This window comes from Pseudomonas sp. PL-6 (assembly GCF_054110165.1).
Window position 1 is genome coordinate 799,524 of sequence record NZ_CM134189.1, and the last position, 17,510, is coordinate 817,033.

The 17,510-nt window shown below is 70.3% G+C and carries 12 protein-coding genes; 7 read left to right on the top strand and 5 right to left on the bottom strand.

The annotated features are described in order from the left end of the window. Positions 1-54 precede the first annotated feature (54 nt). The gene (locus tag ACW9UL_RS03550) at positions 55-1,398 is read left to right on the top strand and encodes an aminotransferase-like domain-containing protein (protein ID WP_457788895.1); all 1,344 of its coding nucleotides are present in this window, start codon (positions 55-57) and stop codon (positions 1,396-1,398) included. A gap of 3 nt (positions 1,399-1,401) precedes the next feature. On the opposite strand, the gene ahr is transcribed toward ACW9UL_RS03550, so the two are convergent. After that, complete coding sequence (gene ahr, locus ACW9UL_RS03555) at positions 1,402-2,433, bottom strand: NADPH-dependent aldehyde reductase Ahr (RefSeq protein WP_457788897.1); 1,032 nt, start codon at positions 2,431-2,433, stop codon at positions 1,402-1,404. 175 nt (positions 2,434-2,608) lie between these two features. Here ahr and ACW9UL_RS03560 point away from each other — a divergent pair, with 175 nt between their 5' ends. Then, complete coding sequence (locus ACW9UL_RS03560; protein ID WP_457790903.1) at positions 2,609-3,178, top strand: pseudouridine synthase; 570 nt, start codon at positions 2,609-2,611, stop codon at positions 3,176-3,178. 23 nt (positions 3,179-3,201) lie between these two features. Here ACW9UL_RS03560 and ACW9UL_RS03565 read toward each other — a convergent pair whose 3' ends face one another. Together ACW9UL_RS03565 and cra are read right to left on the bottom strand one after the other, a co-directional pair. Continuing rightward, complete coding sequence (locus ACW9UL_RS03565; RefSeq protein ID WP_457788899.1) at positions 3,202-3,999, bottom strand: TatD family hydrolase; 798 nt, start codon at positions 3,997-3,999, stop codon at positions 3,202-3,204. A 269-nt stretch (positions 4,000-4,268) separates the two neighbouring features. Next, entirely contained in the window at positions 4,269-5,255 is a 987-nt protein-coding gene (gene cra / locus ACW9UL_RS03570; protein ID WP_457788901.1) for a catabolite repressor/activator, read from the bottom strand. 174 nt (positions 5,256-5,429) lie between these two features. Between cra and ptsP the strand changes: the two genes are divergently transcribed. The 3 genes from ptsP to ACW9UL_RS03585 are packed head-to-tail and all read left to right on the top strand — an operon-like array spanning position 5,430 to position 10,955. Then, positions 5,430-8,294 (top strand): phosphoenolpyruvate--protein phosphotransferase, encoded by a 2,865-nt coding sequence (gene ptsP / locus ACW9UL_RS03575; RefSeq protein WP_457790905.1) that lies wholly within the window; start codon positions 5,430-5,432, stop codon positions 8,292-8,294. Further along, positions 8,294-9,214 (top strand): 1-phosphofructokinase, encoded by a 921-nt coding sequence (gene pfkB, locus ACW9UL_RS03580; RefSeq protein ID WP_457788903.1) that lies wholly within the window; start codon positions 8,294-8,296, stop codon positions 9,212-9,214. The genes ptsP and pfkB overlap by 1 nt, the downstream gene beginning before the upstream one ends. A gap of 13 nt (positions 9,215-9,227) precedes the next feature. Continuing rightward, complete coding sequence (locus tag ACW9UL_RS03585; protein ID WP_457788905.1) at positions 9,228-10,955, top strand: fructose-specific PTS transporter subunit EIIC; 1,728 nt, start codon at positions 9,228-9,230, stop codon at positions 10,953-10,955. 9 nt (positions 10,956-10,964) lie between these two features. Here ACW9UL_RS03585 and ACW9UL_RS03590 read toward each other — a convergent pair whose 3' ends face one another. Both ACW9UL_RS03590 and ACW9UL_RS03595 read right to left on the bottom strand, forming a co-directional pair. After that, positions 10,965-11,639 (bottom strand): response regulator, encoded by a 675-nt coding sequence (locus ACW9UL_RS03590; protein WP_457788907.1) that lies wholly within the window; start codon positions 11,637-11,639, stop codon positions 10,965-10,967. Continuing rightward, positions 11,614-15,009 (bottom strand): ATP-binding protein, encoded by a 3,396-nt coding sequence (locus ACW9UL_RS03595; protein WP_457788908.1) that lies wholly within the window; start codon positions 15,007-15,009, stop codon positions 11,614-11,616. The genes ACW9UL_RS03590 and ACW9UL_RS03595 overlap by 26 nt, the downstream gene beginning before the upstream one ends. 279 nt (positions 15,010-15,288) lie before the next feature. Between ACW9UL_RS03595 and urtA the strand changes: the two genes are divergently transcribed. Further along, on the top strand, positions 15,289-16,521 hold the full coding sequence (gene urtA / locus ACW9UL_RS03600; RefSeq protein WP_457788910.1) for an urea ABC transporter substrate-binding protein: 1,233 nt from the start codon (positions 15,289-15,291) through the stop codon (positions 16,519-16,521). 71 nt (positions 16,522-16,592) lie between these two features. After that, positions 16,593-17,510 (top strand): urea ABC transporter permease subunit UrtB, encoded by a 918-nt coding sequence (gene urtB / locus ACW9UL_RS03605; RefSeq protein WP_457788912.1) that lies wholly within the window; start codon positions 16,593-16,595, stop codon positions 17,508-17,510.

Sequence of the window (17,510 nt, forward strand, 5' to 3'; positions counted from 1 at the left end):
CGGATGCTAGTGCGGCGCATTGTATGGGTAAATCTTTATATTGCATGGCAAGCAATGTGGCTTCCTGACCTCAGCGACAGCCCCTTACCCACCTACCTGGCCCTGGTCGAGGCCATCGCCACGGCCATCGGCCGCGGCGAGCTCAAGCCTGGCGAGCGCCTGCCGCCGCAGCGCCGCCTGGCCTGGACGCTGGGCATCAACCCGAGCACGGTGATGCTCGCCTACCGCGAGGCGGCGCGCCGGCACCTGGTCTCCGGGGAGGTTGGCCGCGGCACCTACGTGCTGGCCGGCAGTCGCGAGGCCAGTCTGTTCCGGCTCAAGCAGCCGGCCGCGCAGGGCGTGCTGATCGACCTGTCGACCAACGTGCCGGTGCACGATCCGGACAACCGCGACCTGTCCGCCAGCCTCGCCGCGCTGGCTGCACGTGGCGAGCTGGACGCGCTGCAGGCCTACCCCTCGGCGGCGTTGGTCGAGCGTGCGCACCTGGCCGGCGCCACCTGGTTGCGCCGCCGTGGCCTGGAACTGGCGCCGAACGGCCTGCTGCTCTGCGCGGGTGCCCAGCAGGGCGTCTCAGCCGCCTTGTTGGCGCTGTGCGAGGCGGGTGAAGCGATCCTGGTGGAGCGCTACACCGCGCCGGGGATCAAGGCCTCCGCGCGCCAGTTACGCCTGCCGCTGCACGGGGTGGCGATGGACGAGCGCGGCATCCTGCCCGACGAGCTCGACCGCCAGGCCCGCGCCACCGGCGCTCGCGTGGCGGTACTCACCCCCTGCCTGCAGAACCCTACCGGCGCCAGCCTGGACGCCGAGCGCCGCGCCGCCATCGCCGAGGTGGCGCGGCGTCGTGGGCTGTGGATCATCGAGGACGACGTCTACGGCGTGCTCGGTAGTGAGGCGCCGCTGGCGGTGCAGCTTGCCGAGCGCTGCCTGCTGATCAGCAGCCTGTCCAAGAGCGTCGCGCCGGGCTTGCGCCTGGGCTTTATCGCGGGGGCGCCGGAGCTGCTCGAGCGCATCGACCGCGAGGCCCAGGCCACGCGCTGGGCGGTGGCGCCGCTGAGCCTGGCGCTGGCCTGCGAGTGGGTCGAAAGCGGCGTCGCCGAACGGCGCCTGGCCTGGCAGGTCGAGGAGCTGCTGCAGCGCTGGCGCCTGGCCGCGCGCGTGCTCGGGCCGCGCATGCCGCAGGGCAGGGCGGTGGCGCCGCACCTGTGGCTGGACGCTGCGCCGCCGGCGGGACTGGCCGAGGCCTGTCGGCAGCATGGCGTGGAGGTGGTGCCGGCCGAGGTGTTCGCGGTCGAGGCCAACCCGGGACACGCGGTGCGCGTCAGCCTCGCCGCCGCGGCCAGCCGCGCCGAGCTCAAGCGCGCCCTGGAGGGCATCGTGGCGGCCTGGCCGCTCGCCTGAGCCTCAGCGGCTGGCGTCCAGCACCACGCGGTAGCGTGCCTTGCCGCTGCGCAGGTGGTCGATGGCCGCGTTCACCTGGCTCATGGGGAAGTGCTCGACCTGCGGCAGGATCTGGTGGCGGGCGCAGAATTCGAGCATGGTCGCCATGCTCGCTGGCGAGCCCACCGGCGAGCCGGACAGGCTCTTCTGCTGCGGGATCAGGTTGAACACGTGCACCGGGATGGCGCTGGGCACTATGCCGACGAAGTGCAGGCGGCCCTTGCCGCGCAGGGTGCCGAGCAGGGCGCTCCAGTCGAGGTCGGCGCTGGCAGTGACCAGGAGGAAATCCAGGCTGCCGGCAATCGCCTTCATCGCCGCGCTGTCGGTGGAGGCCACCACCCTGTGCGCGCCCAGGCGCTTGGCTTCGTCCTGCTTGCCGAGCGAGGAGGTGAAGGCGGTCACCTCGCAACCCCAGGCATTGAGAAAACGCAGCGCCAGGTGGCCGAGGCCGCCGATGCCGACCACGCCGACGCGGTCGGTGGGTTTGACGTCGAACTCCAGCAGCGGGCTGAACACCGTGGAGCCGGCGCAGAACAGTGGGCCGACCAGCGCCGGATCGAGGCCTTCGGGCAGCGGCACGGCCCAGGCCCAGTGCGAACGCAGGCGGTCGGCGAAACCGCCGTGGCTGCCGACTATGGTCGGTTTCACCGAGCGGCACAGCTGGTGCGAGCCTTCCATGCACGAGCCGCAATGCATGCAGCTGCCCTTGTACCAGCCGATGCCGACGCGCTGGCCCAGCGCGAGGCCGCGCGCCTGTTCGCCGAGGCGGACGATGGTGCCGACCACTTCATGGCCGGGGATAAAGGGGTAGCGCGCATTGCCCCATTCGTTGTCGATCATCGACTGGTCGGAGTGGCAGATGCCGCAGTATTCCACCGCCACTTCCACCTCCTCGGCGCCGAGCGGGCCGGGGTCGTAGCTGTGGCGCTCTAGCGGGGCGCCCGGGGCGGTGGCGGCCCAGCCGCTGAAGGTGGCGAGTTCGGCGCTGCTGCTCATGACTGACTCCTGTTGCGAGGGGACGGAATCAGCAGCTTAGTCGCCGCGCTACGGCGGGGAAGCACCATCAGCGCCGCTTATCGTGAGTTACACTGCGCGACCCAGTTCCACCGAAGCCCGCCGCATGTCCCGCCCTCGTCCTCCCGCCAGTCGCCGTCCCGCCGCCCCGCGCCGGGTGGCCAAGGCGCCGCCCGCGCAGCCACGGCTGATCCTGCTGAACAAGCCGTTCGATGTGCTGACCCAGTTCAACGACGAGCAGGGCCGCGCCACGCTCAGGGACTTCGTTGAGGTGCCCGGCGTCTACCCGGCCGGGCGCCTGGACCGCGACAGCGAGGGCCTGCTGCTGCTGACCAACGACGGCCGCCTGCAGGCGCGCATTGCCGATCCGAAACACAAGCTGGCGAAGACCTACTGGGTGCAGGTGGAGGGCGAGCCGAGCGAGGCGCAGCTGCAGCAGTTGCGCGACGGTGTGACGCTCAATGACGGCCCGACCTTGCCGGCCCAGGCGCGCCTGTTGGACGAGCCGCAGCTGTGGGACAGAAATCCGCCGGTGCGCTTTCGCAAGAGCGTGCCGACCGCCTGGCTGGAACTGGTGATCCGCGAGGGCCGCAACCGCCAGGTACGGCGCATGACCGCCGCGGTCGGCCTGCCCACCCTGCGCCTGGTGCGCGTGGCCATCGGCCCCTGGCGCCTGGATGGCCTGCAGCCGGGGCAATGGCGCGAGGTGCCGGCACGGCTCGATTAAGCGGGTGGCGCTGTGCGCGCCGCCTACCTCGGAGTGCCGGCGTTCTCCCAGCCGAACAATTCGCAGGCATTGCGGCTGCTGGCTGCGGCCAGTTCCTCGGCCGTGATGCCGCGCAGCGCCGCCAGCTCGGCGCAGATGTCCGCCAGGTACGCGGGGCTGTTGCGCTGGTTCGGGTGCATGGCCGGGGCCATGTCCGGCGCGTCGGTCTCCAGCACCATGGCCTCCAGCGGCAGTTGCGTGAGCACCTTGCGCAGGCGGTTGGCCTGCGGCCAGGTGGCAGCGCCGCCGAGGCCGAGGCGAAAACCCAGCTTGAGGTATTCGCGCGCCTCCTCGTAGCTGCCGGCGAAGGCGTGGACGATGCCGCCGCGTTTGAGGTGGTAGCGCTTGAGGGTGGCGATGGTCGCCGCATGGGCGCGGCGCACGTGGAGCAGGGCGGGCAGTTCGAACTCGGCGGCCAGCGCCAGCTGCGCCTCGAACAGCACCTGCTGGCGCTGGCGGTCGAGGCTGTCCAGGTAGTAGTCCAGGCCGAATTCGCCCAGCGCGCAGAGCCGCGGATGGCCGGCCAGGCGCGTCAGCCAGGCGCGCAGCTCGCCCAGGTGTTCGGGCAGGTGCTGCTCCAGATACACCGGGTGCAGGCCGAAGGCGGCGTACAGGCCCTCCTGCGCCTGCACCAGATCCCACAGCCGTTGCCAGTTGGCCTGGTACACGCCGAGCACCACCAGGCGCTCGACGCCCAGGGCGCGGCTGCGCGCCAGCACCTCGGCGCGGTCGGCGTCGAAGTCGGGGAAATCCAGGTGGGTGTGGGTGTCGATCAGGCGCATGGCGCAAGCATCGGCGATTTGTCCGGCAGATGCCAGGCGCGTAGAAATTTGCCAGCCGATTCAATCGTTTAACCCACAGTAACGGTGCAGCAAGCTGTGCATAAGTTGTGCGCCGATGGCGACGGCGCAGAGCCGGCGCGGCATTGGCTCGGCTGGTCGTTTATTGAGCGGCCTGGTTTGATCGTGGGCGCTGCGGGGACGCCTGGTCTGGCCGGTGATCTGTGCTCGATCGCCCGCCAGCGGGCTTCTACCGGCGCCTTCTCCGGGCTCTACAGTCGCGCCTTGAAGCTGCGGTCGATGGCCTCGATGCCGGGGCGGTAGTCGTCCTGCTCCACCGCCTGCAGCGCCCAGGCCAGCACCCGTTCGGCGATGCGCTCGTGCTGCTGGCTCATGGCGTTGACCCGCAGCGGCAGAAAATCCAGCAACTGGGTGTCGCCGAAGGTGGCCAGGCGCAGCGCCGGCCAGGCTTGCGGCGCCCGCTCGCGCAGGGCGTCGAGCACCCCCTCGAGCAGCACGTAGGCGGTGGTGAGCAGGGCGTCGGGGGCGCCGGCCTCGGCCAGCAGCGCCTGCATCTGGCGCTGGCCGCTGGCGCGGCTGAACTGCTCGCCGTGCAGCACGCTGATGCGCCCGGCGAACCCTTGCAGCGCCTGGCGAAAGCCGCGTTCACGGGCCTGGCTGATCACCAGCTCGGGGCGCGCGCCGAGCAGGGCGATATGCCGCGGCGGCGGCGTGAGCAGGCTGGCGGTGAGCTGGGCGCCGGCCTGCTCGTCGTCGCTGACCACCGAGCGGATATGCGCCGGGTCCAGCGCGCGGTCCACCGCGATCACCGGCAGGCCGCCGGCCACCAGGCGACGGTACAGCGGATCGTCCGGCGGCAGGCAGCTGGCGACGATCAGCGCGTCGCAGCGGCGCGAGCGGAACAGTTCGAGCAACTGCCGCTCGCTGTGCGGGTCGTCGTCGGAGCTGGCGATCAGCAATTGGTAGCCGGCAGCGCGGGCCTTCTGCTCCAGCAGCTTGGCCAGGCGCGCGTAGCTGGGGTTTTCCAGGTCGGGGAGGATGAAACCAAGGCAGCGGCTCTGCCCGCGGCGCAGGCCGGCGGCCTGCTGGTCGGGGCGATAGCCGTGCTGCTCGACCACCGCCAGCACCCGCTCCACCGTGGCCGGGCTGATGCGCCGGCGCTCGGCCTGGCCGTTGATCACGTAGCTGGCGGTGGTCACCGAGACCTGCGCCAGGCGGGCGATATCGCTGAGTTTCACGTGGCTTCCAGGCTGTCGACGACGATCGGGCTTCAAGGATCGCCGATTCTGGGATAAGGTGCCAGCGTTAGATGAAACGTTTCAGCAAGCGCTTTCATCGACTAGGCTAAGAACAAGATCGCGAATCCGGGTGGCCGCATGACTCGGATACCTCGCCTGCCGGAGGACATTTCCATGCTCGAACTCGACGCCAGCCAGATCCAGATGGGCCGTCAGGCCGCGGACAAACAGGTGGCGCTGGCCATGCTCGGCGAGGCCCTGGCCGCCGCCGGCCTGGCCACCGCGGATTACCTGGCCGGCCTGCAGGCGCGCGAGGCGCAGGGCTCGACCTTTCTCGGCCAGGGCATCGCCATCCCCCACGGCACGCCACAGACCCGCGACCAGGTGCTGCGCACCGGCGTCTGCCTGATCCAGTTCCCCGACGGCGTGGACTGGGGCAACGGCCAGCAGGTGTACCTGGCCATCGCCATCGCCGCGCAGTCCGACGAGCATCTGCACCTGCTGCAGTTGCTGACCCGCGCGCTCGGCGAGGGCGACTTGAGCCAGGCGCTGCGCACGGCGCGCACGCCCGAGCAGATCGTCGAGTTGCTGCAGGGCGCGCCGCAGGCGCTGGCCCTGGACGGCCAACTGGTGGGCCTGGGCCTGCCGGTCGAGGATTTCGACGAGCTGCTCTGGCAGGGCGCGCGACTGCTCAAGCAGGCCGGCTGTGCGGCCTCCGGCTTCGCCCTCAGCCTGGCCCGCGGCGAGCCGCTGCCCTTGGGCGAGGGCCTGTGGTGGCTGCACAGCGAACGGGGCGTGGAGCGGCCGGGACTGGCCTTCGTCACCCCGGCGGCGCCCTTGAGTTTTCGCGGCGAGCCGCTCAAGGGCCTGTTCTGCCTGGCCAGCCAGGGCGAGGCGCATCGTCAGGCGCTGGAACGGCTGTGCGACGTGCTGATCGGCGGGCGCGCCGCCGAGTTGTGCGAGGCGCATAACAGCCGCAGCGTGATCGAGGCCCTCGGCGGCGAGGTGGCGCCGGACTGGCCCAGCGTGCAGCTGCCGCTGGCCAACGCCCACGGCCTGCATGCGCGGCCGGCCAAGATTCTGAGCGAACTGGCGCAGGGCTTCGCCGGCGAGATCCGCGTGCGCCTGGCCGGCGACGACGGCGCCGGCGTCTCGGCCAAGAGCCTCAGCCGCCTGCTCGCCCTCGGCGCGCGGCGTGGGCAGGTCCTCGAATTCAGCGCCGAACCGGGCATCGCCGACGACGCCCTGCCGGCGCTGCGCGCGGCGCTGGAGAGCGGCCTGGGCGAGGCGGTCGAGCCGTTGCCGCTGGCGCCGCAGGAGCCGGCAGCCGACGAAACCGCGCAGGTGCCGCTGCAGGCGCCGCCGGCCGGCAGCCGCCTGCAGGCGGTGGCCGCCTCGCCGGGCATCGCCATGGGCCCGGCGCTGGTGCGGGTGCTGCCGCGCTTCGACTACGCCGAGCAGGGCCAGGGCGCCGCTAGCGAGCGGCGCCGGCTGGACACGGCGCTGGCGGCCATCGGCGGCGAGATCCAGCGGATGGTCGATGGCGCCGGGGTGGCCAGCATCCGCGAGATCTTCAGCGCCCACCTGGCCATGCTCGACGATCCGGCGCTGCGCGAGGACGTCGACGCGCGTCTGGCCCGCGGCGCCAGCGCCGAGGCCGCCTGGCAGGCCGAGATCGAGGCCGCCGCGCAGCGTCAGGAGGCGCTGCACGACGCGCTGCTGGCCGAGCGCGCCGCCGACCTGCGCGACATCGGTCGCCGCGTGCTGGCGCGCCTGTGCGGCGTCGAGCTGCCGGGCGAGCCGGACGAACCCTACGTGCTGGTGATGGCCGAGGTGGCGCCGTCCGATGTCGCCGGCCTGGACCGCCAGCGCGTCGCCGGCATCCTCACCGCGCGCGGCGGCGCCACCGCGCATAGCGCCATCATAGCCCGCGCCCTGGGCATTCCCTCCGTGGTTGGCGCCGGCGAGGCGGTGCTGGCGCTGGCCCAGGGCACGCCGCTGCTGCTCGACGGCGACAGCGGCCTGCTGCGCGTGGCGCCGGATCAGGCGACCCGCCAGCAGGCCCTGCGCGAGCGCGAAACCGCGCAGCGCCGCCGCGAGCAGGCGCATGCCGAGCGCCTGCAGGCGGCCGTGACCAGCGACGGCGTGCGCGTCGAGGTGGCGGCCAATATCGGCGCCGCTGGCGAGACCGCCGAGGCGGTGGCCCTGGGCGCCGAGGCGGTGGGCCTGCTGCGCACCGAACTGGTGTTTATGGAACACGCCCAGGCGCCGAGCCAGGCGGCCCAGGAAGTCGAGTACCGCCGCGTGCTCGACGCCTTGGGCGGTCGCCCGCTGGTGGTGCGCACCCTGGATGTCGGCGGCGACAAGCCGCTGCCCTACTGGCCGATGCCGGCCGAAGAAAACCCCTTCCTCGGCGTGCGCGGCATTCGCCTCAGCCTGCAGCGTCCGGACATCCTCGAGACCCAGCTGCGCGCGCTGCTGGCTTCGGCCGAGGGGCGTCCGTTGCGGATCATGTTCCCCATGGTCGGCGCGGTGGAGGAGTGGCGGGTGGCGCGCGACATGGCCCTGCGTCTGCGCGAGGAAATCCCCCTGGCCGACCTGCAGCTTGGCATCATGGTCGAGGTGCCCTCGGCGGCCCTGCTGGCGCCGGTGCTGGCGCGCGAGGTGGACTTCTTCAGTATCGGCACCAACGACCTGACCCAGTACTGCCTGGCCATCGACCGCGGCCACCCGACTCTCTCGGCCCAGGCCGACGGCCTGCACCCGGCGGTGCTGCGCCTGATCGGCATGACGGTGGCGGCGGCGCATGCCGAGGGCAAGTGGGTCGGCGTCTGCGGCGAGCTGGCCAGCGACTGCCTGGCGGTGCCGCTGCTGGTCGGCCTGGGCGTCGACGAGCTGAGCGTGTCGCCGCGCGCCATCGCCCTGGTCAAGGCGCGCGTGCGCGAGCTGGACAGCCGCCATGCGCGCGCGCTGGCCGAGCAGGCGCTGGCGCTGGACAGCGCCGCCGCGGTGCGCGCGCTGGTCGCGGAGGTGCACTGATGGCGCGCATCCTGACCCTGACCCTGAACCCGGCGTTGGACCTGACCCTGCGCCTCGACCAACTGCAGCCCGGCGTGGTCAACCGCTGCCACGGCTTCGCCAGCCACGCCGCCGGCAAGGGCCTGAACGTCGCCCAGGTGCTCGCCGACCTCGGCCACAGCCTGAGCGTGGCCGGCTTTCTCGGTCGCGCCAACGCAGCGCCGTTCGAGGCCCTGATGCACCGGCGCGGCTTCCACGACCTGTTCGTCCGCGTGCCCGGCGAGACGCGCAGCAATATCAAGCTGGCCGAGGCCGACGGGCGCATCACCGACCTCAACGGCCCCGGTCCGCAGGTCGAGGCCGAGCATCTGGAGCAGTTGCTCGAGGAGCTGGACCCGCTGCTGGCCGGCCACGACGCCATAGTGGTCGCCGGCAGCCTGCCGCGCGGGGTTGCGCCTGAGTGGTTCGCCGGCCTGCTGCGCCGGCTCAGGGCCAGCGGCGTGCCGCTGGCGGTCGACAGCAGCGGCGCCGCACTGAGCGCTGCGCTGGCGGTGACGCCCTGGCTGATCAAGCCCAACGAGGAGGAGCTGGCCGAGGCCTGCGGCAGCAACCTCGACGCGGCGGTGCGCGGCCTACGCGCCCAGGGCATCGAGCACGTGCTGCTGTCGCGCGGCGCCGCCGGCGTCGACTGGCACGGCCCAGGCATCGCCCTGCGCGCCATCCCGCCGCGGGTCGCGGTGGCCAGCACGGTCGGCGCCGGCGACTCCTTGCTGGCCGCCAGCCTGCACGGCCTGCTGTCCGCCTGGCCGGCCGAGCGCACCCTGCGCCTGGCCACCGCGGTGGCCGCCCAGGCGGTGACCCAGGTCGGCTTCGGCATCCACGATCGCGAACAGCTGGCGCGCCTGGAAGCGGCGGTGCAGCTGCAGTCCCTAGAAGAATAAGAGGCCTTTCACCATGAACCTGCTGATCGTCACCGCCTGCCCCAACGGCCAGGTCACCAGCGTGCTCTGTTCGCGTCTGCTGCAGGCCGCCGCCGAGCGCCTGGGCTGGAGCACCCGCGTCGAGGTGCACGACGCCCGCGCCATCGGCGCGCCGCTGAGCGAGGCGGATATCGCCGCCGCCGACCTGGTGCTGGTGGTCAAGACCGGCGAGTTGCCGCTGAGCCGCTTCGTCGGCAAGCGCCTGCTGCAATCCACCCCGGCCGAGGCGCTGGCCGATCCGCAGCGCTTCCTGCGCGAGGCGGCCGAGCGCGCCCAGCCCTACGCCGAGCAGGCCGCGGCCGTGGCCGCTGGCCGACCCCGCCTGGTGGCGGTGACCGCCTGCCCGACCGGGGTGGCGCACACCTTTATGGCCGCCGAGGCGCTGCAGCAGGCGGCCGCGCGCATGGGCCTCGAGCTGCAGGTGGAGACCCGCGGCTCGGTGGGCGCGCGCAACCTGCTGGACGAGGCCGCCATCGCTGCCGCCGACGCGGTGCTGCTGGCCGCCGATATCGAGGTGGATACCGCCCGCTTCGCCGGCAAGAAGGTCTATCGCTGCGGCACCGGGGTGGCGCTGAAGCAGCCGCAGCAGACCCTGGAACGGACCTTGAGCGAGGCCCAGCCGCTGGCCGAGGCCGCGAACCAAGCTGCTAGCCAGGCCAAGCCCGGTGCCAAGGCCGGGCCCTACAAGCACCTGCTCACCGGCGTGTCCTATATGCTGCCGATGGTGGTGGCCGGCGGTCTGCTGATCGCCCTCTCGTTCGTCTTCGGCATCGAGGCGTTCAAGGAGGAGGGCAGCCTGGCCGCGGCGCTGATGAAGATCGGCGGCGAGACGGCGTTCCAGCTGATGGTACCGCTGCTGGCCGGCTATATCGCCTACTCCATCGCCGACCGCCCGGGGCTGGCGCCGGGGATGATCGGCGGCCTGCTGGCCAGCTCGCTCGGCGCCGGTTTTATCGGCGGCATCATCGCCGGCTTTCTCGCCGGTTACTCGGCCCTGGCCATCGCCCGCTGGCTGCGCCTGCCGGACAGCATCGAGGCGCTGAAACCCATCCTGATCATCCCGCTGGTCGCCAGCCTGTTCACCGGCCTGGTGATGATCTACCTGGTGGGCAGCCCGGTGGCCGGCATGCTCGCCGGGCTCACCGCCTTCCTCGACGGCATGGGCAGCACCAATGCGATTCTGCTCGGCCTGCTGCTCGGCGGGATGATGTGCGTCGACCTCGGCGGGCCGATCAACAAGGCCGCCTACGCCTTCTCCGTGGGCCTGCTGGCCTCGCAGAGCTACGCGCCGATGGCGGCGACCATGGCCGCCGGCATGGTGCCGCCGATCGGCATGGCCATCGCCACCCTGCTGGCGCGGCGCAAGTTCGCCCAGAGCGAACGCCAGGCCGGCAAGGCGGCTGGCGTACTGGGGTTGTGCTTTATCTCCGAGGGGGCGATTCCCTTCGCCGCCAAGGACCCGCTGCGGGTGATCCCGGCCAGCATTGCCGGCGGCGCCCTGACCGGTGCGCTGTCGATGTACTTCGGCTGCAAGCTGATGGCGCCGCACGGCGGGCTGTTCGTGCTGCTGATCCCCAATGCGATCAACCAGGCGCTGCCGTATCTGCTGGCCATCGTCGCCGGCAGCCTGCTCACCGGGGTGGTCTACGCCGTGATCAAGCGCGCCGATGCCCCGCCGCTGGCGGTGGGGGCGGCGGCGTAGCAGGAGCCCTCAGCCCCGTTCGCTCATCGCCGCCAGCGCCACCGAGGTGGCGGCGGTGCGGGTTTCCACGCCGAGTTTCACGTAGACGTGCTCCAGGTGTTTGTTCACCGTGCGCGGGCTGAGGCCGAGGATGTCGCCGATGTCGCGGTTGGTCTTGCCGCAGGCGACCCAGCGCAGCACCTCCATCTCGCGCTCGGTGAGCTGAAAGCGTGCCGAGAGCGTGGCCCGGGCCGGAGCACCGTTCAGCGTCGGCGCCGCTGCCGTGGTCTGTCGGGCAGCCTGGATCAGGCGCGCGGTGCGCAGGTGGGCGGCGACCCGCGCCAGCACCTCGTCGGTATGGATCGGCTTGGTCACGTAGTCGCTGCCGCCGGCGGCGAAGCCTTCCACCACATGTTCGCTGTCGGTCAGCGCGGTCATGAACAGCACCGGGATGTCGGCGCTGTCCGGCTCGGCCTTGATCCTGCGGCAGGTCTCGAAACCGTCCAGGCCGGGCATCATCGCGTCGAGCAGGATCAGGTCGGGGCGCCGGCGCTGGATGCGGTTCAGCGCGCTCTGGCCGTCCAGCGCCACCAGCACCATGTAGCCGTGAGCGTCGAGGGCGTCGGAGAGCAGGGCGAGATTGTCCGGCGTGTCGTCGACGATCAGCACCGTGCCGCGTTCAGCAATCTGCATGGCTGCATTCATGTTCGGCCTCCTTGAGTTGGCGGTTGAGTTCATCCAGGCGAAAGCCCTTGGTCAGGGCCCGCAGGCGTTGGGTGAAGGAGGCGCAGGCGGGGCTGTTCCGCTCGATGGCGTCCAGCTTGTCCTGGATGCCGCGCATGTAGCCGAGCGCCGCCAGTTCGCGCAGCTCGGCCAGCTCGGCGATGCTGGGCAGCGCCTCGGCCTGTGCCTGCGCCTCGGGCTCGGCGGTGCGGTGCAGCCACTGCAAGTCGAGCTGCTGCTGGATACGCTCGAGCAGCGCCGGGATATGCACCGGCTTGGCCAGGTAGTCGTTGCAGTAGGCGGCGATGCTGCGCTCGCGGTCGTCGGCGAAGGCGTTGGCCGAGATGACGATGATCGGCGCCTGGCACTGGGCGTTGCGGCGGATCAGGCGACTGGCCTCGAAGCCGTCCATCTGCGGCATCGACAGGTCCATGAGGATCAGATCGGGGCCCAGCAGCGCGGCCTGGCGGATCGCCTCCTGGCCGCTGGCCGCCTGCTCGACGCGAAAGCCCAGTGGCTCGAGCATGCCGGCCAGCACCCGGCGGTGCTCCAGGTGGTCGTCCACCACCAGCACCAGGCGGCGCGGCCCCCAGTAGCCGATGATGTCGTGCGCCACGTGCACCACCGCTCGCGGCGCGCGTACCTCGGAGAGAAACAGGCGCACCTGGAAGCGCGTGCCCTTGCCCGGCTCGCTGTGCACCGACAGCTCGCCGCCCATCAGCGCGGTGAGCATGCGGGTGATGGTCAGGCCGAGGCCGACGCCGTTGTCCTGGCGCATCAGGTCGCCGCGCTCGAAGGGCTGGAAGATGCGCTCGATCTGCTGCGGGTCGATGCCGATGCCGGTGTCGACGATCTCGAAGCAGGCGGTCTCGCGCAGGTAGCTGACGCGCAGGCGCACCTCGCCCCGCTCGGTGAAGCGCACGGCGTTGCCCAGCAGGTTGATCAGGATCTGCCGCACGCGCTTCTCGTCGCCGCGCACCACCGCGGGAATCCGCCCGGCCGTCTCCAGGTGGAAGGTCAGGCCCTTCTCGGCGGCCTGCGGGGCGAACATGCGCTCGAGCTGGCCGACGAATTCGGGCAGGGCGATTTCCGAGAGTTCCAGGTGCAGCTTGCCGGCCTCGATCTTGGCCACGTCGAGCAGGCCGTCGATCAGCGACAGCAGGTGCGAGCCGCTGCGGTGGATGGTGGCCAAGGCGTCGTGGTGGCGCTCGGGCATGGCCGCGTCGCGCTGCAGGATCTGGGTGTAGCCGAGGATGCTGTTGAGCGGCGTGCGCAGCTCGTGGGACAGGCCGGTGACGTAGCGGCTCTTCGCCGCGTTGGCGTTCTCGGCTTGTACCTTGGCCTTCTGCAGCGCCTCGTCGGTCTTGCCGTGGGCCTCGATCTCCTGCATCAGCAGCAGGGTCTGGCGGTCCGACTCCTGCTGCGCCACCTGGCGGCTCTCGCGGGTCAGGACGATCCACCAGGCGAGCATGCCGGCGAACAGCGAGAGGGTGAGGAAGGCCTTGAAGAAGGCCTGGTACAGCGTCTGCTGCACCTCCGGCGAGTGTGGCACCAGGCCGTGGGAGACCTGGCTGTAGATCAGCGCCAGGGCACCGAACAGCATCAGCACCAGCAGGGCGAGGACGCCCAGGTACTGCGCCAGGCGGCTGTGCAGGCGCGGGATGCTGGCCCAGGGCAGCAGCCAGTGCAGCAGCGCGTCGACTTGCTGGCTCAGGCGCCCGTGCGGCTTGCAGGCGTCGCCGCAGCGCGCGTCCAGCGAGCAGCACAGCGAGCAGATCGGCGTGCTGTAGGCCGGGCAGAAGGCCATGTCCTCGCTCTCGAAGGCGTTGTTGCACAGCCCGCAGCGGCAGGCGTCGGTCGCGCTCGGCGGGTGGATCAGCGCCGCCGTGCTGGTGCGCGCGATGTAGAAGCGGCCGCCGGTGGCCCAGGCCAGCAGCGGTGCGCAGACAAAGGCGGAAAACAGCGCCACCAGCGGCGAGGCGGCCTCGGCCAGGGCGCCGAACAGGCCGAAGTGGGCCAGCACCGAGAGCAGCGAGGCGATCAGCATGGCGCCGACGCCGACCGGGTTGATGTCGTACAGGTGCGCGCGCTTGAACTCGATGTGGCGCGGCGACAGGCCCAGCGGCTTGTTGATCACCAGGTCGGCCACCAGCGCGCCGATCCAGGCGATGGCGATGTTGGCGTAGAGGCCGAGCACCTCCTCGATCGCCTCGAACACGCCCAGTTCCATCAGCATCAGGGCGATGGCCACGTTGAACACCAGCCACACCACGCGCCCCGGATGGCTGTGGGTGACCCGGGCGAAGAAGTTGGACCAGGCCAGCGAGCCGGCGTAGGCGTTGGTCAGGTTGATTTTCACCTGGCTGACGATGACGAACAGCACCATGGCGCCGAGCGCCCACTGCGGCGAGGCGAACACGTAGCCGAAGGCCACCAGGTACATCTGCGTCGGCTCGGCGGCGCGCTCGACGGGGATCTCGTGCTGCAGGGCGAGGAAGGCGAGGAAGGCGCCGGCGAGCATCTTCAGCGCGCCGGGGATGATCCAGCCGGGCCCGGCCATCAGCAGCGCGGCCCACCAGCGCTTGCGGTTCTGCGCGGTCTTCTCCGGCAGGAAGCGCAGGTAGTCGACCTGCTCGCCGATCTGCGTGACCAGCGCCAGGGCCACGGTGCAGGCGGCGCCGAAGTGCAGCAGGTTGAAGCTGCCGGCCTCGCCCTCGCGACCGGCGAAGCTGGTCCAGTCGCCGAGCGCCTCGGGGTTCCTGGCGACGACGAAGGCGTAGGGCAGTAGCAGCAGCACCAGCCACAGCGGCTGGGTCCAGGTCTGCAGGAGGTTGATCAGGGTGATGCCGTAGGCCACCAGGGGAATGATGATCACCGAACAGATCACATAGGCCAGCGCCAGCGGGATGTCGAAGTACAGCTCCAGGGCCAGGGCCATGATCGCCGCCTCGAGGGCGAAGAACAGGAAGGTGAAGCTGGCGTAGATCAGCGAGGTGATGGTCGAGCCGATGTAGCCGAAGCCGGCGCCGCGGGTCAGCAGGTCCATGTCCACGCCGTAGCGCGCCGCGTAGTAGCTGATCGGCAGGCCGGTGAGGCAGATCACCAGGCTCACCGCGAGGATCGCCCACAGGGTGGTGGTGAAGCCGTAGGACAGCGCCAGGGCGCCGCCGATGGCTTCCAGGGCGAGGAACGACACCGCACCGAGGGCCGTGTTGGCGATGCGCAGCTCCGACCATTTGCGAAACGCCCGCGGGGTGAAGCGCAGGGCGTAGTCCTCCATGGTCTCGTCGGCGACCCAGCTGTTGTAGTCGCGACGGATCTTGACGATGCGCTGGGTTCCGGTCGGTTGCACGCCCGTGCTCCTGGTGGTGCCGTTTCTGCGGTGAATTTGCAACATCCATGCCCCCAACTGCGTGTCGCGTGCGCGTGCGCCCGGACTTCTGTCTGGCTTCCTGCTCGGCTCCGAGAGTGCACCAGGCTGGTGCTGCGGCGCTGTACGTCAGATGACGTATGCGCTTACGTCATGCTGCGTATACCCGGGCGGGGAGGGCGCCCGCATTCTTGCGGCGAACCCGGAGCAGACCTGCGCAGACAGGCCGGCGACGACCCCCACCGCACGAGGAGCACGACGATGGATGCACAACCGACCCGACTTCTACCCCGCCGCCTGACGCTGGGCGCTGCCGCGCTCTCACTGCTGGCCGCCAGCCTGTTCAGCCATGTGGCCCATGCCGAGGTGAACACCACCGGTCTGGCCGTGACCGACACCGAAGTGACCGTCGGCCAGCTGCACTCGGCCACCGGCACCATGGCCATCTCGGAAACCGGCTCGATCCAGGCCGAGCGCCTGGCCATCGAGCAGATCAATGCCGCAGGCGGGGTGCTCGGCCGGCAGATCAAGGTGATCCAGGAAGACGGCGCCTCTGACTGGCCGACCTTCGCCGAGAAGGCCAAGAAGCTGCTGGTCGGCGACAAGGTCGCCGCGGTGTTCGGCTGCTGGACCTCGGCCTCGCGCAAGGCGGTGCTGCCGGTGTTCGAGAAGGAAAACGGCCTGCTCTACTACCCGACCTTCTACGAGGGCCTGGAGCAGTCGAAGAACGTCATTTACACCGGCCAGGAGGCGACCCAGCAGATCCTCGCCGGCCTCGACTGGATCGCCAAGGAGAAGGACGCCAAGACCTTCTACCTGATCGGCTCCGACTACATCTGGCCACGCACCTCGATGAAGATCGCGCGCAAGCACATCGAGAACGTGCTCGGCGGCAAGGTGGTCGGCGAGGAGTACTACCCGCTGGGCAACACCCAGTTCGGCTCGCTGATCAACAAGGTCAAGCTGAAGAAGCCCGACGTGGTGTTCACCGCCGTGGTCGGTGGATCCAACGTCGCCTTCTACAAGCAGATGAAGGCCGCCGGCGTCACCGCCGCCAAGCAGAACCTGCTGACCCTGTCGGTCACCGAGGACGAGCTGCTCGGCATCGGCGGCGAGAACATGGAAGGCTTCTACGCCTCGATGAAGTACTTCCAGAGCCTGGACAACCCGAACAACGCCGCCTTCGTCGAGGCCTTCAAGGCCAAGTACGGCAAGGACGCGGTCGTCGGTGACGTGACCCAGGCCGCCTACCTCGGCCCGTGGCTGTGGAAGGCCGCGGTCGAGAAGGCCGGCAGCTTCGACGTCGACAAGGTCGCCGCCGCCTCGCCCGGCATCGAGCTCAACAGCGCGCCGGAAAGCTACGTGAAGGTCCACGACAACCATCACCTGTGGAGCAAGACCCGCATCGGCCAGGTGCAGAAGGACGGCCAGTTCAAGGTGGTCTACGAGTCTGGCCTGATCGAGCCGAACCCCTTCCCGAAAGGCTACCAGTAAGTCCAACCGCATCCCTCTCCCGCCAAGCGGGGGAGGGGCTCTCGCATTCTTTCCGCCAGGAGACCATCAACATGGAATGGCTATCGGAATTTGGTGCCATCGCGGCCATGCAGGGCTTCAACGGCTTGTCCGTGTTCTGCGTCCTGCTGCTGATGGCTCTGGGGCTGGCGATCATCTTCGGCCAGATGGGCGTGATCAACATGGCCCACGGCGAGTTCCTCACCATCGGCGCCTACACCACCTTCGTGGTTTCCTCGCTGACCGAACAGTACGCCCCGGCCTTCGGGCCCTATTACTTCTTCTTCGCCATCGTCCTGTCCTTCCTCATCGCCGGCGCCATCGGCTGGCTGGTGGAATGGGCGATGATCAGCAAGCTGTACCAGCGTCCGCTGGATACCCTGCTGGCCACCTGGGGCCTGTCCCTGGTGATGCAGCAGGCGTTCCGCTCGATCTTCGGTGCGCGCGAGGTCAGCGCCACCCTGCCGGAGTGGCTGATGGGCTCGTGGAACCCCACCGAGGCTATCGACATTCCGCGCAACGGCCTGTTCGTCATGGGCCTGACCATTCTCCTCACCGCCACCCTGTTCCTCATGCTGTACCGCTCGCGCTGGGGCCTGCAGGTGCGCGCCACCATGCAGAACCGGGTGATGAGCCGCGCGGTGGGGATCAATACCAAGCGCGTCGACCGCATGACCTTCGCCCTCGGCTGCGGCGTGGCCGGTGTGGCCGGCGCGGCCTTCACCACCATCGGCTCCACCGGCCCGACCGCAGGCTCGCTGTACATAGTCGACACCTTCCTGGTGGTGGTCTTCGGTGGCGCGGCCAGCCTGGTCGGCACCATCGCCTCGGCGTTCTCCATCGCCCAGGCCCAGTCGCTCATGGAGTTCTTCATGAGCGGCTCGATGGCCAAGGTGCTGACCCTGTCGGCGGTGATCCTGATTCTGATGATGCGCCCGCAGGGGCTGTTCTCGATCAAAGTGCGCAAGTAG